Annotated in this window: 21 protein-coding genes; 16 read left to right on the top strand and 5 right to left on the bottom strand. The window is 72.0% G+C overall.

Features of this window, described 5'->3' with window-relative positions:
• Nucleotides 1–247 precede the first annotated feature (247 nt).
• From ACFV88_RS03715 to ACFV88_RS03700, 4 genes are all read right to left on the bottom strand, one after another.
• Complete coding sequence (locus ACFV88_RS03715) at nucleotides 248–2,644, bottom strand: transglutaminaseTgpA domain-containing protein (RefSeq protein ID WP_385485598.1); 2,397 nt, start codon at nucleotides 2,642–2,644, stop codon at nucleotides 248–250.
• Nucleotides 2,641–4,002, bottom strand: a complete 1,362-nt coding sequence (locus ACFV88_RS03710; protein ID WP_385485596.1) for a DUF58 domain-containing protein — start codon at nucleotides 4,000–4,002, stop codon at nucleotides 2,641–2,643. The genes ACFV88_RS03715 and ACFV88_RS03710 overlap by 4 nt, the downstream gene beginning before the upstream one ends.
• On the bottom strand, nucleotides 4,002–5,048 hold the full coding sequence (locus ACFV88_RS03705; protein WP_385485594.1) for an AAA family ATPase: 1,047 nt from the start codon (nucleotides 5,046–5,048) through the stop codon (nucleotides 4,002–4,004). Before ACFV88_RS03705 ends, ACFV88_RS03710 begins: the two co-directional genes overlap by 1 nt.
• A 346-nt stretch (nucleotides 5,049–5,394) precedes the next feature.
• Nucleotides 5,395–5,943 carry a beta-class carbonic anhydrase gene (locus ACFV88_RS03700; RefSeq protein WP_385485592.1) on the bottom strand — a complete coding sequence of 183 codons (549 nt, stop codon included), beginning with the start codon at nucleotides 5,941–5,943 and terminating at the stop codon, nucleotides 5,395–5,397.
• A 574-nt stretch (nucleotides 5,944–6,517) separates the two neighbouring features.
• Here ACFV88_RS03700 and rsmH point away from each other — a divergent pair.
• The 16 genes from rsmH (at nucleotide 6,518) to ACFV88_RS03620 (ending at nucleotide 24,977) form a co-directional block, all read left to right on the top strand.
• Entirely contained in the window at nucleotides 6,518–7,462 is a 945-nt protein-coding gene (rsmH, locus tag ACFV88_RS03695) for a 16S rRNA (cytosine(1402)-N(4))-methyltransferase RsmH (protein WP_385486030.1), read from the top strand.
• A gap of 52 nt (nucleotides 7,463–7,514) precedes the next feature.
• A complete protein-coding gene (locus ACFV88_RS03690; protein WP_385485590.1) occupies nucleotides 7,515–8,120 on the top strand; it encodes a hypothetical protein in 606 nt (201 codons plus the stop codon).
• Nucleotides 8,121–8,124: 4 nt separating this feature from the next.
• Complete coding sequence (locus tag ACFV88_RS03685; protein WP_385485588.1) at nucleotides 8,125–10,302, top strand: peptidoglycan D,D-transpeptidase FtsI family protein; 2,178 nt, start codon at nucleotides 8,125–8,127, stop codon at nucleotides 10,300–10,302.
• Between the two features lie 208 nt (nucleotides 10,303–10,510).
• Nucleotides 10,511–12,175, top strand: coding sequence for a UDP-N-acetylmuramoyl-L-alanyl-D-glutamate--2,6-diaminopimelate ligase (locus ACFV88_RS03680; protein ID WP_385485586.1), 1,665 nt, complete (start codon nucleotides 10,511–10,513; stop codon nucleotides 12,173–12,175).
• A gap of 4 nt (nucleotides 12,176–12,179) precedes the next feature.
• On the top strand, nucleotides 12,180–13,616 hold the full coding sequence (murF, locus tag ACFV88_RS03675) for a UDP-N-acetylmuramoyl-tripeptide--D-alanyl-D-alanine ligase (RefSeq protein ID WP_385485584.1): 1,437 nt from the start codon (nucleotides 12,180–12,182) through the stop codon (nucleotides 13,614–13,616).
• Nucleotides 13,613–14,686, top strand: a complete 1,074-nt coding sequence (gene mraY / locus ACFV88_RS03670) for a phospho-N-acetylmuramoyl-pentapeptide-transferase (RefSeq protein WP_385485582.1) — start codon at nucleotides 13,613–13,615, stop codon at nucleotides 14,684–14,686. Before murF ends, mraY begins: the two co-directional genes overlap by 4 nt.
• Nucleotides 14,668–16,134 carry a UDP-N-acetylmuramoyl-L-alanine--D-glutamate ligase gene (murD, locus tag ACFV88_RS03665; protein WP_385485580.1) on the top strand — a complete coding sequence of 489 codons (1,467 nt, stop codon included), beginning with the start codon at nucleotides 14,668–14,670 and terminating at the stop codon, nucleotides 16,132–16,134. Before mraY ends, murD begins: the two co-directional genes overlap by 19 nt.
• 95 nt (nucleotides 16,135–16,229) lie before the next feature.
• The gene (gene ftsW, locus ACFV88_RS03660; protein WP_385486028.1) at nucleotides 16,230–17,588 is read left to right on the top strand and encodes a putative lipid II flippase FtsW; all 1,359 of its coding nucleotides are present in this window, start codon (nucleotides 16,230–16,232) and stop codon (nucleotides 17,586–17,588) included.
• A gap of 6 nt (nucleotides 17,589–17,594) precedes the next feature.
• The gene (murG, locus tag ACFV88_RS03655; RefSeq protein ID WP_385485578.1) at nucleotides 17,595–18,689 is read left to right on the top strand and encodes an undecaprenyldiphospho-muramoylpentapeptide beta-N-acetylglucosaminyltransferase; all 1,095 of its coding nucleotides are present in this window, start codon (nucleotides 17,595–17,597) and stop codon (nucleotides 18,687–18,689) included.
• 44 nt (nucleotides 18,690–18,733) lie between these two features.
• Nucleotides 18,734–19,555: a cell division protein FtsQ/DivIB gene (locus ACFV88_RS03650; protein WP_385485576.1), complete on the top strand. Its 822-nt coding sequence runs from the start codon at nucleotides 18,734–18,736 to the stop codon at nucleotides 19,553–19,555.
• Between the two features lie 275 nt (nucleotides 19,556–19,830).
• Nucleotides 19,831–21,048: a cell division protein FtsZ gene (gene ftsZ / locus ACFV88_RS03645; protein WP_385485574.1), complete on the top strand. Its 1,218-nt coding sequence runs from the start codon at nucleotides 19,831–19,833 to the stop codon at nucleotides 21,046–21,048.
• A 17-nt stretch (nucleotides 21,049–21,065) separates the two neighbouring features.
• Nucleotides 21,066–21,797 (top strand): peptidoglycan editing factor PgeF, encoded by a 732-nt coding sequence (gene pgeF / locus ACFV88_RS03640; protein WP_385486026.1) that lies wholly within the window; start codon nucleotides 21,066–21,068, stop codon nucleotides 21,795–21,797.
• 3 nt (nucleotides 21,798–21,800) lie between these two features.
• Nucleotides 21,801–22,520, top strand: coding sequence for a YggS family pyridoxal phosphate-dependent enzyme (locus ACFV88_RS03635; protein ID WP_385485572.1), 720 nt, complete (start codon nucleotides 21,801–21,803; stop codon nucleotides 22,518–22,520).
• A 139-nt stretch (nucleotides 22,521–22,659) separates the two neighbouring features.
• Nucleotides 22,660–23,313 carry a cell division protein SepF gene (locus ACFV88_RS03630; RefSeq protein ID WP_385485570.1) on the top strand — a complete coding sequence of 218 codons (654 nt, stop codon included), beginning with the start codon at nucleotides 22,660–22,662 and terminating at the stop codon, nucleotides 23,311–23,313.
• A gap of 75 nt (nucleotides 23,314–23,388) precedes the next feature.
• A complete protein-coding gene (locus ACFV88_RS03625; protein WP_385485568.1) occupies nucleotides 23,389–23,673 on the top strand; it encodes a YggT family protein in 285 nt (94 codons plus the stop codon).
• Nucleotides 23,674–23,735: 62 nt separating this feature from the next.
• Entirely contained in the window at nucleotides 23,736–24,977 is a 1,242-nt protein-coding gene (locus ACFV88_RS03620; protein ID WP_385485566.1) for a DivIVA domain-containing protein, read from the top strand.
• Between the two features lie 255 nt (nucleotides 24,978–25,232).
• Here the strand turns inward: ACFV88_RS03620 and ACFV88_RS03615 are convergent, their stop codons facing one another.
• The gene (locus ACFV88_RS03615; RefSeq protein ID WP_385486024.1) at nucleotides 25,233–25,538 is read right to left on the bottom strand and encodes a DUF1330 domain-containing protein; all 306 of its coding nucleotides are present in this window, start codon (nucleotides 25,536–25,538) and stop codon (nucleotides 25,233–25,235) included.
• Between the last annotated feature and the right edge of the window lie 63 nt (nucleotides 25,539–25,601).

The raw sequence follows: 25,601 nt of genomic DNA, 5'->3' as shown, positions 1-25,601 counted from the left end.
GAAGGGGCGCGGGGAACGGCGCGGACGACCACCGCGCACCCACACCGGGCAACGCACCGCAGGTGGAGGTGCCCCGAAAGGGGCGCGGGGAACTGCGCAAAACAACCGCGCACCCGCACGGAGCAGCGCACCGCCAAGTGGACGTACCGAAGGGGCGCGGGGAACGGCGCGAGCAACCACCACGCACCCGCACGGAGCAACGCACCGGCCAAGTGGACGTACCGAAGAGCGGGCGCCCACGAACCGCTCAGCGACGCAGCGCCCCCGCCCAGGACGGCACCGCACCGGAAACCCGGACCCGCAACCCGGTCCACCGCTCGGCAACCGCCCACACCACCCGCACCGCGGACCGCGGCACCCACAGCGCCCGCACCCGAGCCCCGCGCCCCACCGCCGCCCGCAGGGCCCCCCGCACGGTCCGGACCTCGTCCCCGAGCCCCGTCACCGGCCGGGGAACCGGCGCGTACAGCGTCTGCTCCACCGCCTCGGCCACCCGCCGCACCGCACCCGCGGCCGACTCGTCCAGCCGGGCGACCCGCACGATCCGAGCCGCCGCGGCCCGGGGCGTCTCGGAGGCGTCAGGACCGATCCCGTGGTCCCAGGCGGTGTCGACCAGTTCCCGCCACGCCGCCAGGGTCCGTGCCTGGGCGTCCGCTTCGGTGCGCCCCGGTGAGGACCCCAGCCGGCGGGCCCGCACCCGGGACCGCCACAACATCGGCAGGAACGGCAGGGCCAGCGCGGCCAACACCCCCGCCCCGATCAGCACGGCCTGCCACCGCGGACCGCCGTCGCCCGAGGAACCGGCGGCCACGGCGGGCGCCGTGGTCCCGCAGCTGCCGTCCAACCGCTTCTGCTCCGCCGAGCAGCTCTCCGTCTCGGACGGTGCCGTCGACGGCGCGTCGGACGCCGACTCGGTGGGCCGCGCCTCGGTGCTCGGTGCCGCCGAGGGGGCCTCGGGCCGGGTGTAGTCCGGTGCCGAGCCACGGCTCGGCGTCGGCTCGAAGCGGGTCCAGCCCACCCCTTCGAAGTACAGTTCGGGCCAGGCGTGCGCGTCCTTCAGCCCCACGGACATCTCCCCGTTCGCACCGGGGGAGCCGGGGGTGAAGCCGACCGCGACCCGGGCCGGTATGCCGAGGGTGCGGGCCATCGCCGCCATCGCGAACGAGAAGTGCACGCAGAAGCCCTGCTTCTGCTGGAGGAACCGGGCGATCGCGGCGCTCCCGGTGCCCGCCGTCACCTCTGTGTCGTAGGTGAAGCCGCCGTCGAAGGCGAACCACTCCTGGAGCTTCACGGCCCGCTCGTAGTCGTTCGAGGCGCCCGCGGTGACCTTGCGGGCCTGCTCGGCGACCTCGTCCGGCAGCGACGCCGGGACCTTGGTGAACTCGCGTTCGAACTCCGGCGGCGGTGCGGGGGCGTTCGCCAGCTGCTGCGCCGTGGGCTCCACGATCAGGCTCTCGACCGTGTACCGGGCGCCACGGGTGGTCTGCTCGTGGTCGCCCACCAGGGTGCGGCCCACCGGCTCGAACCGCCACTTCCCGTCGATGTCCACCCGACTCGCCGGGAACGGCATCGGCAGCCAGTCCTGGGCGTACCAGTCCGCGGCCTCGATCCGGGTGGTGACCCCGCGGCGCGCCACCTCGGGGCTGAGGCCCGGGGGCGTCGGCAGGAAGGCCGGGACATCGGTGACCTCGCGCTGCGAGGGCTTCCACGCACTGCCGTCGAAATCGTCGAGGGCGACGATCCGCAGATACAGCTCCTGGGTGTCGGGGGTGCTGGTGGTGTACTTCAGCACCTCCCGGTCCTCGGGCTGGTTCAGACTGTTCTGGAGCGAGACCAACGGGTTCACCGCCGAGATGGTGCCCCCCTCCGAGTCGCCCGTTCCGCCGCGCTCGCGGTCCAGCAGGCCACCGTCCAGCGAGGGCAGCGCCAGCGGCACGACCACGGCGATCCCGAGGGCCAGGGCGCCGATCCGGTGACCGGTGCGCACCCGGACGGTGGCCCGGCCGCTCTCCATCCCGGCCGTCACCGGCCCGCCGCGGGTCGGGACCGGTCCGCCGAAGACCCGCCCCCACTGGGCGAGCCGGTCCCGCCCCTCGGCGAGCAGGAGCAGCAGGTAGCCGACGGCGGCCAGCAGGAACCAGGCCCAGCCCGCGTCGCCGCCGGCGATCCCCGCGGCGACCGAGTACAGCGCGAGCAGCGGCAGGCCCGCCGGGGCCGCGCTGCGCAGGGTCACCGCGAAGAGGTCCACCACGAGCCCGATCAGCAGGACCCCGCTGACCAGCATCAGCCGTATCCCGTCCGAGAGCGGCACCGGGGGCGCGTAGCGGCCCGCGTCGTCGCCCCCGTCCCGCAGCAGCTCGGCGAAGGCGTTGAGGGTGTCGGGACCGGGGACGAACCCCAGCAGCGCGCGGTCCCCGGCGAAGGACGCGGTCAGCAGCAGCACGGTCACGAGGAGTTGGGCGAACACCGTGAACCCCCGGGACAGCGGGACCCGCCGGGCCAGAGCGCCCACCGCCGTCTGCACGCCCAGCAGCGCCGCCGCCTGGAGCAGCCAGGAGGTCGGCTCGACCAGCGGGATCAGCGCCGTCGCCGCCAGCAACGTGGCCAGCCAGGCGCACAGCGCCAGTCGTATCCGGCCGCTCATGACCAACCCCCCGTGGTTCCCGGTGCCGGGCCCGATCCGACGCGTTCTTGATCCGCCCTGCGCCACGCCTCGGCGACGCTCGACCCCGGTGCCACGGCGAGGGCGGTCCACCCCGCCTCCTGGAGCAGCCGCAGGCGGTGCGCGGCCTCGTCGCCCGGGCGTGCGCCAGGGCCGCCCGCCCACTGCACCGGGTCCAGGACGAAGGCGACGGCGGCGCCCACCCGCTGCCGCATCCGGGCGACCACCGCGGCCTGTTCCTCGTCGAGGTCGCCGAGGAACGCCACGAACAGCCCCTCACGGCCGCCGCGCACCTGGTCGAAGGCGCGCGACAGGCCCTCCCCGTCGGAGTGGTCGACCACGGCCAACGTGTCCAACATCAGCCCGGCCGTCTCCGCGGACTCCTGGGCGGCCCCGGCGAAGCCGTCGCCCCCCTCGTCGGGCGCCGAGGCCCCGGTGTCGGTGAGCAGCCGGACCGAGAAGCCCCGTTCGATCATGTGGGTGAGGACCGAAGCGGCTCCGGACACGGCCCATTCGAAGGAGGAGTCGGGCCCCGCCCCCTCGTAGGCGAGGTAGCGGGTGTCCAGCAGGACCGAGCAGCGGGCGCGTTGTGGTTGTTCCTCGCGGCGGACCATCAGTTCGCCGTGGCGGGCGGTGGACCGCCAGTGGACCCGACGCAGGTCGTCGCCGTAGCGGTAGCCGCGCGGGATGACGTCGTCCTCCCCGGAGAGGGCGAGCGACCGTTGCCGCCCCTCCCCGTACCCCTTGGCGTCGCCGCTGAGCCCGACCGGCGGCAGCGGCTCGACGCGGGGGACCACCGTGAGGTCGTCGTGCGTGGCGAAGGAGCGGGTCAGTTCGCACATCCCGAACGGGTCGCTCAGCCGCAGTTGGAGCGGTCCCAGCGGGTAGCGGCCCCGCAGGTCCGACCGGACCCGGTAGGACACCTCGCGCCGGCCGCCCGCCTCGACCCGGTCCAGCACGAACCGGGGCCGCGGCCCGAGCACGTACGGCACCTGGTCCTGGAGCATCAGCAGCCCCGTCGGCAACCGGGAGACGTTCTCCATCCGCAGGTGGACCCGGGCCTCCGAACCCGCCGGCACCCGCCCGGGCGAGAGCCGGCGGCTGCTCGCGACCCGGTACCGGGTGCGCTGGAGGACGAGCGCGCACACCAGTGGCAGGACGGCGAGCAGCAGCCCCACGCGCAGCAGGTCGCCCTGGCCCAGCACGTAGGCGCAGACCGCGGCGGCGACCCCGGCGGCGAGGAAGGACCTGCCGCGGGTGGTGAGCCCCGCCAGCGCCGCGCGGGCCCCGCCCCGGTCCTCCTGGGGGCGGGCGCCCGACGGATCGGCGGGAGCCGTCATCACAGCCTCCGGGCGCCCGGCGGACGCTCGCCGTAGGCCGGCGGGACCGGCCCGCGGCCCGGGTAACCGCCCGGACCGTGGTGCGCCACCGGTGCGGGGGTGCGCTGGAGGATGTCCAGCACGACCTGCTCGGCGGTGCGTCGGTTCAGCTGGGCCTGCGGCGTGGGCAGCAGCCGGTGTGCGAGTACGGGCGCGGCGAGCGACTGCACGTCGTCCGGTAGCGCGTACTCGCGGCCCGCGAGGGCGGCGGCGGCCTTGGCGGCGCGCAGCAGGTGCAGCGTCGCGCGCGGGGAGGCGCCGAGCCGGAGGTCCGGGTGGCTGCGCGTCGCGGACACGAGGTCCACCACGTAGCGGCGGACGGTGTCGGCGACGTGGACCGAGCGGACGGCCTCGATCAGTTTCACGATGTCGTGCGCGTGGGCGACCGGTTGGAGGTCGTCCAGCGGGGACACCCCGCCGTGCACGCCGAGCATCTCCAACTCCGCCTCGGGGCTCGGGTAGCCGATGGAGACCCGGGCCATGAAGCGGTCGCGCTGGGCCTCGGGGAGGGGGTAGGTGCCCTCCATCTCGACCGGGTTCTGCGTGGCCACCACCATGAACGGGTCCGGCAGTTCGTAGCTGTGGCCGTCGATGGTGACCTGTCGTTCCTCCATCGACTCCAGCAGCGCCGACTGCGTCTTCGGCGAGGCCCGGTTGATCTCGTCGCCGATCACGATCTGGGCGAAGATCGCGCCCGGTTTGAACTCGAAGTCCCGTGCTTCCTGGTCCCAGATCGACACGCCCGTGATGTCCGAAGGCAACAGGTCGGGCGTGAACTGGATGCGGCGCACCGAGCAGTCGATGGACCGCGCGAGCGCCTTGGCGAGCATGGTCTTGCCCACGCCCGGTACGTCCTCGATGAGCAGGTGCCCCTCAGCGAGGAGCACGGTCAGCGAAAGCCGTACGACCTCCGGCTTGCCCTCGATCACGCTCTCCACCGACCCGCGGACGCGCTCCGCTGTGGTGGTCAGATCAGTGAGGCTCGCTCGATCGTCATAGGTCGTCACCCGGCCCTCCTCGGCCCTCCCCCTGGCTCCTCGCGGTGCCGGGGATTCCCCAACTTCGGGCCGGTGCGCTGCGCCGCGGACCGGCCCACCCCGAAACACGGGCACCACGCGTCAGGCGTTCGGCGCGGTGCTCGTACGCGCATTCTGACGTGTCCTGGACGCCTCGTGTCACGCGGCGCCGGACAAGGTCCGCGTCGTATGCCCCGCTTGTGGTGCTCCGGTGCCTCAGCGTATGCCGTCCCGGCGGGTGGCGTGGCCCGTGGCTCCCAGGCGGATCGTCCCGGTGGGGAGGGGAGTTCCGGTGAACGGGCCGGGTGCCGCGCCCGCGCGCGGCACCCGACCGCCGTTACGACGGGTCGATCTCGCGCAGCAGTCCGGTGCGCACGTCGAAGACGAATCCGCGCACGTGCCCGGTCTCCACCAGGAACGGCGAGGTCCGCACCCGCTGCATGGACTGCCGGACGTCCTGGTCGACGTCCCGGAACGCCTCCACCGCCCAGGCCGGCCGCTGGCCGACCTCCATCTCCAGCTCGTGCCGGAACTCCTCGGTGAGGGTCTCCAGACCGCATCCGGTGTGGTGGATGAGGACGACGCTGCGGGTGCCGAGCGCCCGCTGGCTGATGGTGAGCGAGCGGATCACGTCATCGGTGACGACACCGCCGGCGTTGCGGATGGTGTGGCAGTCGCCCAGCTCCAGGCCGAGCGCCGCGTGCAGGTCGAGACGGGCGTCCATGCAGGCCACCACGGCGACCTTGAGGACGGGGCGGGCGTCCATGCCCGGGTCGGTGAAGGCAGCGGCGTAGTCGGTGTTCGCCTCGATGAGCCGGTCGGTGACGGTCTGACCGGCACTTATGGCGGCTTCGGTGCCTGACGGGAGGGGTGCGGAAGTCGTCATGCTCCGACCGTAGTGGGGACCGGCCCGACGGGCAGGGCGTGAGAGTGGACAAAGAACGTCATTGCGCCTTGTTGTGAGGTAACCCACAGGTGTGAAGGTCACCCGCCGAACGGGTGACGCAGCCGCGGTCCCGGCCCGGGCGCGCACTCATCGAGTTTGTGTGCGAACGCCGCCCGCGACGCGCAGGCGCGTTGATTGACCGTGCGACAGGGTGGACTAAAGTGACGCGAAGCGGGAGGCCCCGAGCGCTCCCTGCTGGACTGTGGACATCCAGAGATCCGAACGATCTCCCCGCGCGCGCGACGCGCCCCGTACGGCTCGGCCCCCTCCCGCTCCGGACGGCCGCGCGCTCCCCGACGAAGGGGCCCGCGCCGGCGGTCCCCTCTCCCCACCGGCGGGCGGCGGCCCGGCGGTGCGGGCGCCGCGCCCGGACCTGAGAGGGCACATGCAAGGGCGCGCAGGGGACACCCCCGGACCCGACGGCAGCACCGTCACCAGCAGCGGTGACGAAGGGGGCGACGGAGCTCCCGCGGCCGAGGGCGCACCGAGGCCCCCCGGTACCCGGCACGTTCCCGTGATGCTGCGGCGCTGTCTGGACCTGCTGGCCCCCGCACTGCAACCCGCCACCGGCCCGGCGCCCGTGGTGGTCGACTGCACCCTCGGTCTCGGCGGCCACAGCGAGGCCCTCCTCACCGAGTTCCCCGCCGCCCGGCTGATCGCCCTGGACCGGGACCCGGAGGCCCTGCGCCTGTCCGGTGAGCGCCTGGCGCCCTTCGGCGACCGGGCGACCCTCGTGCACGCCGTGTACGACGAACTGCCCGAGGTCCTCGCCCGTCTACGGGTGCCCAAGGTCGCGGGCGTCCTGTTCGACCTGGGGGTCTCCTCCATGCAACTGGACGAGGCCGAGAGGGGCTTCGCCTACGCGCAGGACGCGCCCCTGGACATGCGCATGGACCAGACGACCGGCATCAGCGCCGCCGAGGTCCTCAACACCTACCCGCCGGGCGAACTGGTCCGACTGCTGCGCGCCTACGGCGAGGAGAAGCAGGCCAAGCGGATCGTCTCCGCCGTGGTGCAGGAGCGGGCGAAGGAGCCGTTCACCCGCAGCGCCCGACTGGTCGAAGTGATCCGCGACGCCCTGCCGCAGGCCGCCAAGCGCACCGGCGGCAACCCCGCCAAACGCACCTTCCAGGCACTGCGGATCGAGGTGAACGGCGAGCTGTCCGTCCTGGAGCGGGCCGTCCCCGCGGCGGTGGCCTCCCTCGCCGTCGGCGGCCGGATCGCCGTCCTGTCGTACCACTCGCTGGAGGACCGCCTCGTCAAACAGGTGCTCGCGGCGGGCGCGGCGAACACCGCACCCCCCGGGCTGCCCGTGGTGCCGGAGCGGTACCAGCCGCGGCTGCGGCTGCTGACCCGCGGCGCCGAACTCCCCACCGAGCAGGAGATCGCCGAGAACCGCCGGGCCGCCCCCGCGCGGCTGCGCGGCGCCGAACGCATCCGCGAGGACGACGCCGGATGACCCGCGGGGCGAGCGGTCACGCGGTACGGGCGGCACGACCGGGGAGGGGCGCATGAGCAGGCGACCGGTGCTGCGCGGACGGGCCGCCCAACTCGCCGGGCTGCTGCCCGCCGGACCCAGCCGGGCCGCCCGCACCCCCTTCGTCCTGCTGATGGTGCTGCTGCTCGGCGGCGGTCTGATCACCCTGCTGATGCTGAACTCGTCCCTCAACGAGGGGTCCTTCCGGCTGAGCGAACTGAAGCGGGAGACCACCGAGCTGACCGACGAGGAGCAGGCGCTCCAACGGGACGTCGACGCCTACTCCAAGCCCGGTGCGCTCCTGCGCCGCGCCCGGGAGCTGGGCATGGTGCCCGGGGGCAACCCCGCCTTCCTGGAACCCGACGGAAGGGTGCGCGGGGTCCCCGGCGAGCCGGCGCCCACCGCGCTGAGCGCCCCCGGAACGCTCCCGGCCGCCTCGGGCACCCCCTCCCCGGGCCCCTCGACCCCGGCCGCCCCCGCCGCGAGCTCGTCCACCGCGAGCGCGTCCGCCGCCCCGACGGGGACCGCCACCTCGACGCCGTCCGCGACCGCCGCCCCGCCGGCCCCCTCGGCCTCGGCCGCGCCCCCTTCTCTTCCCGCTTCCTCGCCCAGCCCCGAACCGACGACCTCCGGCAGGTGACACGGTGACCGACAGGGAACCTCCGCGACGCAGGGTCCCCGGCCCGTCGCGTCCGGACCGCCGACCCCGCCGCGACCCCGGTGAACGCCTCTCCCACGACCCCGACCGCCCGGCCCGCCCGGACCGCAGCCGGCCGGACGGTGCCGACCGGCACGCGCACGGCGAGGGCGAGCGCCGGGGCGGGTCCGAGCGCATCCGTCGACCCGCCGCCCCCCGCCCCCCGGGCGGCTCCGAGCGCGCACGGGCCGGTGAAGGGGAGCCCACCGCCAGCGTGCGCCCCCCGCGCCGCCCCCGCCCCCGCCCCTCCACGGGGCCCTCCGGCCCGCCCAAGGGACCCCGGCAGGGCAAGACGCTGAGGCTGGGCAGCCCCCGGCCCCGGCTGCGGATGGTCAGCGTGGCGATGACCCTCGTCATGCTCGCCTTCGTGGTCCGGCTGCTCCAGGTCCAGGCCGTCGACGCGAGCGAGTACTCCGCGAAGGCCGAGGCCAACCGCTATCTGACCCGGGTGGTCGCCGCCGAGCGCGGTGCGATCACCGATCGCTCCGGGGTCGCCCTGGCGACCAGCGTCGACGCGTACGACATCACCGCCGATCCGGTGATGTTCAGCCCGGAGGAGACCAAGATCGCGGATGCCGCCGAGCAGGCCGCCGCGCTCCTCGCCCCCATCCTCGGCCAGGACACCGGTGAACTGACCAAGAAGCTCAGGACGCCCAAGACCCGGTACGTGGTGCTGGCACGCCGTCAGACCCCGCAGGTCTGGAACCAGATCAAGGACCTCAAGAGCACGCTCGCCGACAAGGCCCGTGCCGACAAGGCGGCCGGCGACAAGGACGCCCCGAACGTCCTCGGGGGCGTCTTCCAGGAGCCCACCAGCCAGCGCGTCTACCCCAACGGCGACCTCGCGGCCGGCCTGCTCGGCTTCGTGAACGCCCAGGGCAAGGGCGGCGGCGGCATGGAACAGCAACTCGACCGGCGACTCGCGGGCCGTGACGGCGAGGTCACCTACGCCCAGTCGGGCGGTCGCCAGGTCCCCACCGCGGGCGGCACCGAGACGCCGGCGGTCCCCGGCTCCGACGTCGAGCTGACCATCGACCGGGACATCCAGTGGGCGGCCCAGAACGCCATCTCCGAGCAGGTCAAGAAGTCCAAGGCCGACCGCGGCTACGTGATAGTCCAGGACACCCGCACGGGCGAGGTCCTGGCCATGGCCAACGCCCCCGGCTTCGACCCCGGCGACCTCTCCGCCGCCGGCTCCGCCTCCCTCGGCAACGCCGCGCTCCAGGACGCCTTCGAACCCGGCTCCACCGCCAAGGTCATGTCGATGGCGGCCGTCCTGGAGGAGAACGCGGCCACCCCGTCCACCAAGGTCACCGTCCCCAACCGGCTGCACCGCGGCGACCGGCTCTTCCAGGACGACGTCGACCACCCCACCTGGTACCTCACCCTGAACGGCGTCCTCGCCAAGTCCAGCAACATCGGCACCATCCTCGCCACCGGCCAACTCGGCAAGACGCAGCCCCAGGCGAACCGGGTCCTCCACTCGTACCTGCGCAAGTTCGGCATCGGCGGCCCGACCGGGCTCGACTTCCCGGGCGAGACCCCCGGCATCCTCGCGGCCCCCGACAAGTGGTCGACCTCGCAGCAGTACACGATCCCCTTCGGCCAGGGCGTGTCCATCAACGCGATGCAGGCGGCCTCCGTCTACTCGACCATCGCCAACGGCGGGGTCCGCGTCGAACCGAGCCTCGTACGCGGCCACCACGGACCCGACGACCGGTTCACCCCCGCTCCGGAACCCAAGGAGACCCGGGTCGTCAGCGAGCGCACCGCGCGGACCCTCTCCCGGATGCTGGAGTCGGTGGTCGACGACGAGCAGGGCACCGGCGTCAAGGCCCGCATCCCCGGCTACCGCGTGGCGGGCAAGACCGGCACCGCCAACCGCGTCGACCCGGTCACCGGCAAGTACCGCGGCTACACCTCGTCGTTCGCCGGTTTCGCCCCGGCCGACCAACCCCGGGTCACCGTCTACTGCGCCATCCAGAACGCCACCAAGGGCAGCTACTTCGGTGGCCAGATCTGTGGCCCCGTCTACAAGGAAGTCATGCAGTTCGCCCTCAAGAGCCTCCAGGTGCCACCGACCGGCACCCCGCCCGCGCGGCTCCCCGTCACGTTCACGCCCTGACCGCACGCGGTGGTCCTGACCGGCCCACCGAGCGACCGCCGCACCACCCGAGAGCCACCAGGAACCGCCCGTGACCACGAACACCCCTCCGCCGGGGAACCGACCCGGAGTTCCCGCCCGGCGCCCCGCACCCACCGACGGACCGGCCGTGACCGTCGCGAACCGGCCATTTAGCCCCCAGTACGGTGCGCCGGGTACGCTCACCGCCGTGTCACACGCCGATCCGTCACACCTCACCCAGAAGGGCGCTTCCGTGAGCTACCCGGGGCCGCCGCGACCGGCCCATGTCTCTGAGACCACCCTCGCGGAGCTGGCCGATCAGCTGGGCCTGACGGCCCCCGCCCGGGGGAAGGTCACCGGCATCACCCACGACTCCCGCGCGGTGCGCCCCGGCGACCTGTACGCCGCACTGCCCGGCGCCCGGCTCCACGGTGCCGACTTCGCCGACCAGGCCGCCGGGCTCGGCGCCACGGCCGTCCTGACCGACCCGTCGGGAGCCGACCGCGCCGCCGCCACCGGGCTCCCGGTCCTCGTGGTCGACGATCCCCGCGCCCGGATGGGCGCCCTCGCGGCCACCGTCTACGGGCACCCCGGCGAGGAGCTGCTCCAGATCGGCATCACCGGCACCTCCGGCAAGACCACCACCGCGTACCTGGTCCAGGGCGGCCTGGACGCGGCGGTCGGCGGGGTCAGCGGGCTCATCGGCACCGTCGAGATGCGGATCGGCGACGAACGCGTCAAGTCCGAGCGCACCACCCCCGAGGCCACCGACCTCCAGGCGCTGTTCGCGGTGATGCGCGAACGCGGCGCCGAAGCGGTCGCGATGGAGGTTTCCAGCCATGCACTGGTCCTCGGCCGGGTCGACGGCTGCGTCTTCGACGTCGCCGTCTTCAACAACCTGAGCCCGGAGCACATGGAGTTCCACTCCGACATGGAGGACTACTTCCGGGCCAAGGCACAGCTGTTCACCCCGGACCGCAGCAAACAGGGCGTCGTCAACTACGACGACGCGTACGGCCGTCGACTGGTCGCCGAGGCGACCGTCCCGGTCGTCACCTTCTCCGCGGAGGGCCACCCCGACGCCGACTGGCGCGCCGAGGACGTGGAGATCGGCCCGCTCGGCTCCACCTTCACCGTGCTGGGCCCGGCGGGGGAGCGGCTCAGCGCCCGCGCCCCGCTGCCCGGCCCGTTCAACGTCGCCAACACCCTGGCCGCGATCGTCACCCTGGCCACCGCCGGCCTCGACGCGCACGCCGTCGCCGAGGGCATCGCCGCCGTCCCCGGGGTCCCCGGTCGGCTGGAGCGCGTCGACGTCGGCCAGCCCTACCTGGCGGTCGTCGACTACGCCCACAAGACCGACGCCGTCGAATCGGTGCTGCGCGCCCTGCGCAAGGTCACCGAGGGACGGCTGCACATCGTGCTCGGCTGCGGCGGCGACCGCGACACCACCAAGCGCCGTCCGATGGGCGCCGCCGCCGCCCGGCTCGCCGACACCGCCCTGCTGACCTCCGACAACCCCCGCTCCGAGGACCCCCTCGCGATCCTCGCGACCATGCTCGCGGGCGCCGCCGAGGTGCCCGCCCACGAACGCGGCGAGGTCCGGGTCTTCGAGGACCGGACGGCCGCGATCACCGCGGCCGTCGCGCTCGCCGGACCGGGCGACACCGTGCTCGTCGCCGGCAAGGGCCACGAACAGGGCCAGGACATCGGCGGGGTGCTCCGACCCTTCGACGACCGACACGTGCTGCGTGACGCCATCGAGTCCTCCCGTGCCGCCCGGCGCGCCCTCGCCGCCGCCTCCGCCCCCGCAGCCGCCGCTGCCGACGCCGGCGGTGCGCAAGCCGGCGAAGCGGCCCAGCAGACCCAGGGATGAACACGTGATCGCCCTCTCCCTCGCCGAGATCGCCTCCGTAGTCGGCGGGCAACCACACGACATACCGGACCCCTCGGTACGCGTCACCGGACCCGTCGTCCGTGACTCCCGCGAGGTGGTCCCCGGCAGCCTCTTCGTCGCCTTCGCCGGGGAACGCGTCGACGGCCACGACTTCGCCGCCCAGGTGGTCGCCGCGGGCGCGGTGGCGGTGCTGGCCGCCCGGCCCGTCGGCGTCCCCGCGATCGTCGTGGACGACGTCCAGAGCGCCCTGGGCGCCCTGGCCCGGGCCGTCGTGGAACGCCTCGGCGCCACCCTGGTCGCCCTCACCGGTTCGGCGGGCAAGACCAGCACCAAGGACCTCCTCGCCCAGGTGCTCCAGCACCACGGGCCGACGGTCTGGACGCCGGGATCGCTCAACAACGAGATCGGGCTCCCGCTCACCGCCCTCAGCGCCACCGACGACACGCGCTACCTGGTCCTGGAGATGGGGGCGCGCGGAATCGGCCACATCCAGTACCTCACCGAACTGACCCCACCGCGCATCGGACTCGTCCTCAACGTCGGGAGCGCCCACATCGGCGAGTTCGGCGGTCGGGAGCAGATCGCCCGGGCGAAGGGCGAACTCGTGGAAGCCCTTCCGGCCGCCGCCGAGGGCGGAATCGCGATCCTCAACGCCGACGATCCGCTCGTCCGCGCGATGGCCACCCGCACCAAGGCCCGGGTCGTGCTCTTCGGGGAATCCGGCGAAGCGGACGTACGGGCCGAGAACGTCCGGCTCACAGCGTCCGGACAGCCTTGCTTCAGCCTTCACACACCCTCCGGGTGCGAAGACGTGACCTTGCGCCTGTACGGTGAGCACCACGTGTCGAACGCGCTTGCCGCGGCGGCCGTCGCCCATGAGCTGGGCATGCCCGTGGATGAGGTCGCACGCGCGCTCTCCGGAGCGGGCACCCTCTCCCGCTGGCGGATGGAGGTCACCGAGCGCCCCGACGGCGTGACGGTGGTCAACGACGCCTACAACGCGAACCCCGAGTCCATGAGGGCCGCCCTGCGCGCGCTTGCCGCGATGGGAGGCGGCTCCCGGGACCGAGGGGGCCGCACGTGGGCGGTGCTCGGTGCGATGGCCGAGCTCGGTGACGAGGCGCTCGCCGAGCACGACGCGATCGGACGGCTAGCCGTCCGGCTCAACGTGAGCAAGCTCGTGGCAGTCGGGGGCAGGGAAGCGGCCTGGCTGCGCATGGGCGCCTATAACGAGGGTTCGTGGGGTGAGGAGTCGGTGCACGTGTCCGACGCACAGGCGGCGATCGACCTATTGCGCAGTGAACTGCGGCCGGGGGACGTAGTCCTCGTCAAGGCATCCCGGGCGATCGGCTTGGAGCGGGTGGCCCTGGGGCTGCTGGAAGGGGACGCGAGCGGCGAGGGTGAGGTCGCCGCCCGATGATGAATCAGATCCTCTTCGCCGGTGTCATCGGTTTGTTCCTGACACTGGGGGGCACGCCGCTGCTGATCAAGCTGCTGGCCCGCAAGGGCTACGGCCAGTACATCCGCGACGACGGCCCGCGCGAGCACCACAGCAAGCGCGGCACGCCGACCATGGGTGGCATCGCCTTCATCCTGGCGACGCTCATCGCGTACTTCCTGAGCAAGCTCATCACCGGTGCCCCGGTCACGGTCTCCGGACTCCTGGTCCTCGGCCTGATGGCCGGAATGGGCCTGGTCGGCTTCCTCGACGACTACATCAAGATCGTCAAGCGCCGCTCGTTGGGCCTGCGGGCCAAGGCGAAGATGGCCGGACAGCTCACCGTCGGCATCGCCTTCGCGCTCCTGGCCTTGCAGTTCAAAGACCAGCGCGGACTCACCCCGGCCTCCACCAAGCTCTCCTTCGTCATGGACTTCGGCTGGACCATCGGTCCCGTCCTGTTCGTGGTGTGGGCGCTGTTCATGATCCTCGCCATGTCCAACGGCGTGAACCTCACCGACGGACTCGACGGCCTGGCCACCGGTGCCTCGGTGATGGTCTTCGGCGCCTACACCTTCATCGGCGTCTGGCAGTACCAGGAGTCCTGCGCCGACGCGAACAAGCTGACCAACCCGGGTGCGTGTTTCGAGGTCCGGGACCCGCTGGACCTCGCGGTGGTCGCCGCCGCCCTGATGGGCGCCTGCTTCGGCTTCCTGTGGTGGAACACCTCGCCGGCCAAGATCTTCATGGGTGACACCGGTTCGCTGGCCCTCGGCGGCGCCCTCGCGGGCCTCGCCATCTGCTCCCGCACCGAGCTGCTGCTCGCGCTGCTCGGCGGCCTCTTCGTCCTCATCACCATGTCGGTCGTCATCCAGGTCGGCAGCTTCCGGCTCACCGGGAAGCGCGTCTTCCGGATGGCACCGCTCCAACACCACTTCGAACTCAAGGGCTGGTCCGAAGTCCTGGTCGTGGTCCGCTTCTGGATCATCCAGGGCATGTGCGTGATCGTCGGACTCGGCCTCTTCTACGCCGGATGGGCAGCGGACAAGTGACCTTCGAGGGCACCCGACCCGCGGATTCCTTCGCGGGGCAGCACATCACCGTCGCCGGCCTCGGCGTGAGCGGCCTCAGCGCCGCCCGCGCCCTGGCCGGCTGCGGTGCGCACGTCACCGTCGTCGACGGCGGTGACGACGACACCCGCCGGCAGACGGCGGCCGTCCTCGCCGAGGAGGGCATCGCGGTCCGCCTCGGCGACGCGGACTCCCTGCCCGACGGGACCGGCCTGGTGGTCACCTCGCCCGGCTGGAAGCCCTCCTCGCCGCTGTTCGCCGCGGCCGCCGCGGCGGACGTCGACGTGATCGGTGACGTCGAGGTCGCCTGGCGGCTGCGCGGCCCCGACGCGGCCCCCTGGCTCGCGGTCACCGGCACCAACGGCAAGACCACGACGACCCGGATGCTCGGCTCCATCCTGCGCGCCGCCGGACTGCGCACCGCCGAGGTCGGCAACATCGGCACCCCGATCGTCGACGTGGTCCTCGGTCAGGAACGCGGCGACGGCGCGACCTACGACGTGCTCGCCGTCGAACTCTCCAGCTACCAACTGCACTGGGCGCCCTCGGTGCGCGCCCACTCGGCCGCCGTCCTCAACCTCGCCCCCGACCACCTGGACTGGCACGGCTCCATGGCCGCCTACGCCCGGGACAAGGGACGCGTCTACGAGGGCAACCGGGTCGCCTGCGTCTACAACACCGCCGACCGGGCCACCGAGGACCTGGTGCGCGAGGCCGACGTCGAAGAGGGCTGTCGGGCCGTCGGCTTCACGCTCGGCCCGCCCGGCCCCTCCCAACTCGGGGTCGTCGACGGCATCCTCGTGGACCGCGCGTTCGTGGCGGACCGGCAGCGGCAGGCCCAGGAGCTCGCCGAGGTCGCGGACGTGAACCCGCCGGCCCCGCACAACATCGCCAACGCGCTCGCCGCCGCCGCGCTCGCCCGGGCCTTCGGCGTGCCCGCCGCGGCGGTACGGGACGGGCTGCGCGCCTTCCGCCCGGACGCCCACCGGATCTCGCACGTCGCCGACGTGGACTCGGTCGCCTACGTGGACGACTCCAAGGCCACCAACACGCACGCCGCCGAGGCCTCGCTCGCCGCCTACGCGCCGGTCGTGTGGATCGCGGGCGGGCTCGCCAAGGGGGCGTCCTTCGACGAACTCGTCGCCTCCGCGGCCGAGCGGCTGCGGGGCGTGGTCCTGCTGGGTGCCGATCGCGCGCTGATCGGACAAGCCCTGGCGCGACACGCGCCCGAGGTGCCCGTGGTCGACGTGGACCGGACCGACACTGGGGCGATGTCCGCGGTGGTCGAGGCCGCCCGGGGGCTGGCGCGCGCGGGGGACACCGTCCTCCTGGCCCCGGCCTGTGCCTCCATGGACATGTTCACCAACTACAACGAGCGCGGGGACGCGTTCGCGGCGGCGGTCCGCGAACTCGACTCCGACGGCGCCTGAGCCGGTCACGTGGACGCGCGGGGCGCCCGTAGGCCTGGGAGGGTTCGCGTGAGTGCGTCGTGGCCGGAGCGTGGTGGCGATCGGGGTTGCGCGTGGTGAGCGGCAGCGGGCGGGCCGCGGCGGCCACCCGGCGGGAGCCGGCGCCCGCGGCACCCGTCGCAGGGCGGCGCGAGTCGTCGTTGAGGCGGTTGCGCGGCCGGGCCCGACGGGCCTGGGACCGCCCGTTGACCGCCTATTATCTGATTCTCGGCAGTAGCTTCCTCATCACCCTGTTGGGGCTGGTGATGGTCTACTCGGCGTCCATCATCCGGGCGTTGCAGCTCTCCCTGCCCGGGTCGTACTTCTTCCGCAAGCAGTTGCTCGCCGCCACGCTCGGCGCGGTCCTGCTGCTGGTCGCCTCCCGCATGCCCATCAAGCTGCACCGGGCGCTCGCCTATCCGATGCTCGCCGGTGCGGTCACCCTGATGGTGCTCGTCCAGGTGCCGGGGATAGGGGTCGCGGTCAACGGCAACCAGAACTGGATCGAGTTCGGCATCTTCCAGCTCCAGCCGAGCGAGTTCGGGAAGCTGGCCCTCGTGCTGTGGGGCGCCGACCTCCTCGCTCGCAAACAGGACAAACGACTGCTGAACCAGTGGAAGCACATGCTCGTGCCCCTGGTCCCGGTCGCGTTCATGGTGCTGGGCCTGATCATGCTCGGCGGGGACATGGGAACGGCGATCATCCTGACCGCCATCCTGTTCGGGCTGCTGTGGCTCGCGGGGGCGCCCACCCGGCTGTTCGCCGGAGTCCTCGCCGTCGCGCTGGTGGTCGGCGCGGTCCTCATCAGGACCAGCCCCAACCGGATGTCCCGCCTCCAGTGCATCGGCGCCTCGGAACTGGGCGGACCCACCGACCCCTGTTGGCAGGCCGTCCACGGAATCTACGCACTGGCGTCCGGCGGACTCTTTGGTTCCGGACTCGGTGCCAGTGTGGAAAAATGGGGTCAACTCCCGGAAGCCCACACTGACTTCATCTTCGCGATTGCCGGTGAGGAACTGGGTCTCGCGGGCACTCTGTCCGTGCTGGGGCTCTTCGCGGCCCTAGGCTATGCGGGTATCCGCGTGGCCGGACGCACGGAGGACCCCTTCGTGAGGTACGCCGCGGGTGGCGTGACCACCTGGATCATGGCCCAGGCCGTGATCAACATGGGTGCGGTGCTCGGCCTGCTGCCGATCGCCGGTGTCCCGCTCCCGCTGTTCTCATACGGGGGGTCGGCCCTGCTGCCGACCATGTTCGCCGTCGGCCTGCTGATCGCCTTCGCGAGGGACGAACCCGCGGCCCGGGCGGCACTCGCCCGGCAACGGGCCCACGGCCGCAAGCGGACCGCGGGAAGGGGCTCCGGGACGGACCGGACGTCCCGGAGTTGGAACACGATGCGACGGCGCGTCAGGACGCGCCCGTCCGGAGAGCGGTGAATTTCGGTGCATGTCGTACTCGCCGGCGGAGGTACCGCCGGACACATCGAGCCCGCGCTCGCCCTGGCGGACGCCCTGCGTAGGCACGATCCGACCGTGGGGATCACGGCGCTGGGCACCGAGCGCGGCCTGGAGACCCGGTTGGTCCCCGAGCGGGGCTACGAACTGGCGCTGATCCCCGCCGTGCCCCTGCCCCGCAAGCCGACCCCGGAGCTGATCACCGTTCCCGGACGGCTGCGCGGCACCATCAAGGCGGCGGAGCAGATCCTCGAACGCACCCGGGCGGACGCCGTGGTCGGTTTCGGCGGCTACGTCGCCCTGCCCGGCTACCTGGCCGCCAAACGCCGCGGCGTGCCCATCGTGATCCACGAGGCCAACGCCCGCCCCGGCCTGGCGAACAAGATCGGCTCCCGGTACGCGGCCCAGGTCGCGGTCTCCACCCCGGACAACAAGCTGCGCGGTGCCCGCTACATCGGCATTCCGCTGCGCCGCTCGATCGCCACCCTGGACCGGGCGGCCGTCCGGCCCGAGGCGCGGGCCGCCTTCGGACTCGACCCCAACCTGCCGACGCTCCTGGTGTCGGGCGGCTCCCAGGGTGCCCGCCGCCTCAACGAGGTGGTCCAGCAGGCCGCGCCGTACCTCCAGCAGGCCGGCATCCAGATCCTGCACGCGGTCGGCCCCAAGAACGAACTGCCGCACATCGACAACATGCCCGGGATGCCGCCCTACATCCCGGTACCGTACGTGGACCGGATGGACCTCGCGTACGCCGCGGCCGACATGATGCTCTGCCGCGCGGGCGCGATGACCGTCGCCGAACTGTCCGCCGTGGGACTTCCGGCCGCCTACGTCCCGCTGCCCATCGGCAACGGGGAACAGCGGCTCAACGCCCAGCCGGTGGTCAAGGCCGGCGGTGGACTGCTTGTCGACGACGCCGAGCTGACGCCGCAGTGGGTGCAGGGCAACGTCCTGCCGGTGCTGGCGGACCCGCACCGGCTGTACCAGATGTCCCGTGCCGCGTCGGAGTTCGGCCGCCGGGACGCCGACGACCTGCTCGTCGGCATGGTGTACGAAGCGATCGCGTCACGCGCCAGGGCGTGACCCCAGTGCGGTTCGCGCCCAGAGCGTGACGGAAGGCAGGGAACGTGGCCGGACCGACGACCGCGGACGGTGAGCGGGACCCGGGCTCCGGCCCGCCCGGTCCCCCCGAGGAGCCGGGCCGGTTCGCCGCCCTGGCGTCCCGGCTGACCGGCCGTCTGCCCCGGGCCCGTACCCGCACGCTGGTACTGTCCGCGGCGGCCCTGGCCGTCCTCGTCGGCGGGGGGATCTGGGCCCTGTACGGGTCCCCGTGGCTGAGGGTCGGCAAGGTGAACGTCTCCGGAACCGGCGTCCTCGGTCCGGACGAGGTGCGGGAGGCCGCCGGGATCCGGCTCGGCACCCCGTTGATTTCCGTCGACACGGACCGGATCGCGGATCGGCTCGCCGGCGAGTTGCCCAGAATCGACGAGGTTGACGTCATTCGTTCCTGGCCGCGGGGAATCCGACTGGAAGTCACCGAGCGGAAACCGGTCCTGATTGTGGAAAAGGGCGGAAAGTTCATCGAAGTGGACGAGGAGGCGGTGCGGTTCGCGACCGTCGCCCGGGCACCCTCGGGTGTTCCCGTACTGGAATTGACGCCCCGTCGGACCCCGGGGCCCCAGCGCTTCGCCACCGGGGAACTCACCCGTGCCGCCGTCGAGGTCATGTCCGCCGTCCCGGCCCGGGTGGCCCGGCAGACGCGTACCCTCAAGGTCCGCAGTTATGACTCGATCACGCTGGAGTTGGCCGGTGGTCGTACGGTCGACTGGGGCAGCGTCGAGAAGGGCGAGGCGAAGGGCGTCACCCTCACTGCGTTGATGAAAGCGGCTCCCAAGGCCAGGCACTTCGACGTCAGTGTTCCCACCGCCCCGGCGTCAGCGGCGAGTTGACGCACATTTGCCCAGGCCAGCACCCTGAGTGGGCAGCGCTACGGCTGATCACATAGGGTGAAAAGAAAAACGGGAGGTTCGGCGTGTTCGTTGAACGCGCGCCACTTGTCGACTTAGTGTCCTGTTCGGAAGAGTCCAAGGAACAGGCACACTGGTAACCCTAAACTTCAGCGTTAGGGTTCGGGTCGGCGTTCGGACCGTCCCAATTCGGCATTGGCCGTCGCGGCGCGACACGGCGAGCGACGGCACGTAAATCGAGGCGAGAGGCTCTCGACGTGGCAGCACCGCAGAACTACCTCGCAGTCATCAAGGTCATCGGTGTCGGCGGCGGTGGTGTCAATGCCATCAACCGGATGATCGAGGTCGGCCTCAAGGGTGTCGAGTTCATCGCGATCAACACCGACGCCCAGGCGTTGTTGATGAGCGACGCCGACGTCAAGCTCGACGTCGGTCGCGAACTCACCCGGGGCCTGGGAGCCGGGGCCAACCCGGCCGTCGGCCGCAAGGCCGCCGAGGACCACCGCGAAGAGATCGAGGAGGTCCTCAAGGGGGCCGACATGGTCTTCGTCACCGCCGGCGAAGGCGGCGGCACCGGCACCGGCGGCGCACCCGTCGTCGCCAACATCGCCCGCTCGCTGGGCGCCCTCACCATCGGCGTGGTCACCCGGCCCTTCACCTTCGAAGGCCGCCGCCGCGCCAACCAGGCCGAGGACGGCATCGCGGAACTCCGCGAAGAGGTCGACACCCTCATCGTCATCCCCAACGACCGACTGCTGTCCATCTCGGACCGCCAGGTCAGCGTGCTCGACGCGTTCAAGTCGGCCGACCAGGTCCTGCTCTCGGGCGTCCAGGGCATCACCGACCTCATCACCACCCCCGGTCTCATCAACCTCGACTTCGCCGATGTGAAGTCGGTGATGTCCGAAGCCGGTTCCGCGCTCATGGGCATCGGTTCCGCCCGTGGCGACGACCGCGCGGTGGCCGCCGCCGAGATGGCGATCTCCTCGCCGCTGCTCGAAGCCTCCATCGACGGGGCCCGCGGAGTGCTGCTGTCCATCTCCGGCGGCTCGGACCTCGGCCTCTTCGAGATCAACGAGGCCGCCCAACTCGTCAGTGAGGCCGCTCACCCCGAAGCCAACATCATCTTCGGCGCCGTCATCGACGACGCCCTCGGTGACGAGGTGCGGGTCACGGTCATCGCCGCCGGGTTCGACGGGGGTCAGCCCCCGCCCAAGCAGCACGGCAGCCTCGGCGCCAGCAGCACCAAGCGCGAGGAGTCCGCTCCCGCCCGCTCCGTCGAGTCCCGTCCGACGTACGGCGGCCTCGGCAGCGTCACGCCGCGCGAGGAGCCGCCGGTGAAGTCGGAGCCCGTCGAGGCTCCGGTCTCGGGTTCCTCCGGCGCCCCGGGTTCCTCCGGCCTCTCGCCGCAGGTCCCGCCCGCCCGGTACGACAGCGCCGCGGAGGAGCTGGACGTGCCGGACTTCCTCAAGTGATAGGTCGATCCGGCGAGGTGATCCCGGACCGGAGCACCACGAGCGGCGCGCACTTCGCCTTCACCGACAGGTGGGGCGGGGTGAGCGCCGCTCCGTATGAACAGCTGAACCTCGGCGGGGCCGTCGGAGACGACCCCGCCGCAGTCCGTGCCAACCGCCGCATCGCCGCCGGCAACCTGGGGTTCGACCCGGCCTCCGTCGTCTGGATGAACCAGGTCCACGGCAAGGGCGTCGCCGTGACCGACGGGCCCTGGGGCGAGTCCCCGGCCCCCCGGGTCGACGCCGTGGTCACCGCCCGGCGCGGAGTTCCGCTCGCCGTGCTCACCGCGGACTGCGTGCCCGTCCTGCTGGCGGACCCGGTCGCGGGGGTCGCCGCCGCCGCCCACGCCGGACGCCCCGGTCTGGTCGCCGGGGTGGTCCCCGCCGCGGTGGCCGCCATGGCGGAACTCGGCGCCGAACCCGCCCGGATCATCGCGCGGACCGGTCCCGCGGTCTGCGGCGGCTGCTACGAGGTGCCCGAGGAGATGCGCGCCGAGGTGGCCGCCGTCGAACCGGCCGCCCATGCGGAAACCACCTGGGGCACCCCCGCCGTTGACGTGTCCGCCGGAGTGCACGCGCAGTTGGAGCGCCTCGGAGTGCACGACCGGAAGCGTTCCGAGGTGTGTACGCGGGAGTCGCACCACCACTTCTCGTACCGCCGCGACCGCACCACGGGTCGGCTCGCGGGCTATGTCTGGTTGGACTGGTAGGGCATGACGGACCGTAAGGGACAACTAGCAGCTAATCTGGCGAAGGTGGAGGAACGCCTCGCGGCGGCCTGTGTCGCCTCGGGACGGGACCGGGCGGACGTCACTCTCGTCGTGGTCACCAAGACCTACCCGGCGAGTGATGTCCGCCTCCTGTGGGAGCTCGGCGTCCGGCAGGTCGCGGAGAACCGGGACCAGGACGCCGCCCCCAAGGCCGCAGCCTGCGCCGACCTCCCGCTGACCTGGCACTTCGTCGGGCAGTTGCAGACCAACAAGGTCCGCTCGGTCCTCGGTTACGCCTCCGAGGTGCAGTCCGTCGACCGGGCCAGGCTGGTGACCGCGCTGTCGGGGGAGGCGGTGCGCGCCGGTCGCGAGGTCGGCTGTCTCGTCCAGGTGGCGCTCGACGCCCGGGAGAGCGCCCGCGGTGAGCGCGGCGGGGTCGGACCCGACGGGATCGGGGAGTTGGCGGCCCTGATCGCCGGGGCCGAAGGGCTCCGGCTGGACGGTCTGATGACCGTCGCACCGCTCACCGGTCCGTACGCCGGACGGCAACGCGAGGCGTTCGGGCGGTTGATGGATTTGTCGACTGCCCTGCGCGCGGAGCATCCTACTGCGAACATGGTGTCAGCAGGGATGAGCGGGGACCTCGAAGAGGCCGTTGCGGCCGGAGCGACACATGTGCGCGTCGGTAGTGCGGTACTCGGAGTCCGTCCCGGGCTCGGGTAACGTCACCAAGAAGTCGGACCACAGCAGAAAATATGGTCATTACCGTTGGTTTGACGGGTGGACCACGTGGATCGCGGAGACTTGGTTGGCGTCAGCCGATCCACCACGCCGATCCACCACAGAGCGGAGGACTCAGAGCATGGCCGGCGCGATGCGCAAGATGGCGGTCTACCTCGGCCTCGTGGAGGACGATGGGTACGACGGCAGGGGTTTCGACCCCGATGACGATTTCGAACCCGAGTTGGACCCGGAGTCCGAGCGGGATCACCGACGACACGACACGCCGCACCAGTCCCATCAGGGCCATGGCCAACCGCTACAGTCCCAGCGGGACGAATCGGTACGAGTGGTGCAACCTCCCGTGCAGCGCGACCCCGTGCCCCAGTCCGCCGCGCTCGCGGTGGAATCGGCACGCCCGGCGCGCATCGCTCCCGTGGCATCCATCACACCCGACCGCCAGAGCTTGGAGAAGAACGCGCCGGTGATCATGCCCAAGGTCGTGTCCGAGCGGGAGCCGTACCGGATCACCACGTTGCACCCGCGGACGTACAACGAAGCCCGTACCATCGGCGAACACTTCCGTGAGGGCACTCCGGTGATCATGAACCTGACCGAGATGGACGACACCGACGCGAAGCGACTTGTCGACTTTGCCGCTGGCCTCGTCTTCGGTCTGCACGGCAGTATTGAACGCGTGACCCAGAAGGTGTTCCTGTTGTCTCCTGCTAACGTCGATGTCACGGCGGAGGACAAGGCTCGCATCGCAGAGGGCGGGTTCTTCAACCAGAGCTGAGACGCAGGACCGGCCGCAGGCCGATAATCCGGTACGACGACGCAGGCACGAACCAGGGGAGAGGGACAGCACCAGATGCGCGTGTTCTTGGACGTGATCTACATCGCGCTGATGTGTTTCCTCATCGTGCTCATCTTCCGGTTGGTCATGGACTACGTCTTCCAGTTCGCCCGCTCGTGGCAACCCGGCAAGGCGATGGTGGTCGTTCTGGAGGCCACTTACACTGTCACTGATCCACCGCTGAAGTTGCTGCGACGGTTCATCCCACCGCTGCGTCTCGGGGGCGTGGCGCTCGACCTGTCCTTCTTCGTTCTGATGATCATCGTCTACATCTTGATCTCCGTCGTGAGCCGACTGTGAACGATGACGGTCCCCGCTGATGCGGGGGTTGATCCCGCCGACGACTACGTTGAGGTAAAGAGATGCCATTGACCCCCGAGGACGTGCGGAACAAGCAGTTCACGACCGTCCGCCTTCGAGAAGGCTATGACGAGGACGAGGTCGATGCCTTCCTCGATGAGGTCGAAGCCGAACTGACCCGCCTGCTACGCGAGAACGAGGACCTGCGCGCCAAACTGGCCGCGGCGACCCGGGCCGCCGCGCAGAACCAGCAGCAGGCCGGAATGCGCAAGCCTCCGGAGCAGCAGCAGGAGCGACCGGGTCCGGTGCCCGCTGCCATATCGGGACCGCAGCCGGTGCCGCCGCAGCAACAGCAGCAGATGGGTGGCCCGATGGGCGGCCCGCCGCAGTTGCCGAGCGGTGCACCGCAGCTGCCGGCCGGTCCGGGTGGCCACGGCCCGGGCCCCATGCAGCAGGGTCCCGGCCCGATGCAGCAGGGCCCCGGTCCCATGCAGCAGGGTGTTCCCGGTCAGATGCAGCAGGGTCCTGGCGGACCGATGCAGCAGGGTGTCCCCGGTCAGATGCAGCAGGGTCCCGGTGGACCGATGCAGCAGGGTCCCGGTCCGATGCAGCAGGGTGTCCCCGGCCAGATGCAGCAGATGGGCGGCCCCATGGGTGGACCCATGGGCGGCCACGGTCCGCAGATGTCCCAGCCCGGTCAGGGTCCCGGTGGCGACAGCGCCGCCCGGGTGCTCTCGCTCGCGCAGCAGACGGCCGACCAGGCCATCGCCGAAGCCCGGTCCGAGGCCAACAAGATCGTCGGTGAGGCCCGTAGTCGCGCCGAGGGTCTGGAGCGGGACGCCCGCGCCAAGGCCGATGCGCTGGAGCGGGACGCGCAGGAGAAGCACCGCGTCGCGATGGGCTCCCTGGAGTCCGCCCGCGCCACGCTGGAGCGCAAGGTCGAGGACCTGCGCGGCTTCGAGCGCGAGTACCGCACGCGGCTGAAGTCGTACCTGGAGTCCCAGCTGCGTCAGTTGGAGACCCAGGCCGATGACTCGCTGGCCCCGCCGCGGACGCCGTCCGCCGCGTCGCTGCCGCCGTCGCCCGCGCCGTCGATGGCTCCGGCCGGGGCGGGTGCGCCCTCCTACGGCGGGCAGTCCATGGGTGGGGCGCCCGCGCAGGGTGGTCCGTCGTACGGTGGGCAGCAGGCGATGTCGCCCGCGATGACGCAGCCGATGGCTCCGGTTCGGCCGCAGGCGCCGCAGCCGATGCAGCAGGCTCCCTCTCCGATGCGGGGCTTCCTCATCGACGAGGACGACAACTGACGGGTCGCTGACCCACGTAGGGCGGGGCCCCCGGTACTCCGGGGGCCCCGCCCTTTTGCTGCGCAGCCCTGTACGTCCACCTGTACGTGCGCTGTCCTGCTCGGTGCGCTGCGGTCACCCGCGCAGTTCCCCGCGCCCCCTTTGGTGCGTACACCTGGCGGTGCGCTGTTCCCTGCGGGTACGCAGTGCGATTCGCGCAGTTCCCCGCGCCCCTGGGTCTCGGGTGCTTCTCGCCGTCGTCGTCTGCCTCGCCGGTCAGTCGATGCCGTCGATGATGCGGAAGTCGCGCTCGACGCCGTCGGGGAGGGCCACCAGCGCCTTCTGGTACGCCTCGCTCTCATAGGCCGCGACGGCCTGTTCAAAGCTGTCGAACTCGATCAGAACGACGCGTTGCGTGATTCCGGCCTCGTGGGCGACGACTCGACCACCGAGGGACGGGATCCGGGACAGGGTGCGCCCGCCCCCAGCCTGGACGGCCGAACCGGCCAGCTCGTCGTAGGCAGTCAGCCTCTCGGGGTCGGAAATGGCGGGGTAGACACTGACCCAGTAGCCCTTAGCCATGGAAACCTCCTGTGTTCGACCGATCCCGGTGACGGGCACTGCGGTCAGTTGAATCGTCATATG

It is taken from the genome of Streptomyces sp. NPDC059816, assembly GCF_042732055.1.
Lineage (GTDB): Bacteria > Actinomycetota > Actinomycetes > Streptomycetales > Streptomycetaceae > Streptomyces.
This window is presented reverse-complemented; position numbering and strand designations above follow the sequence as displayed.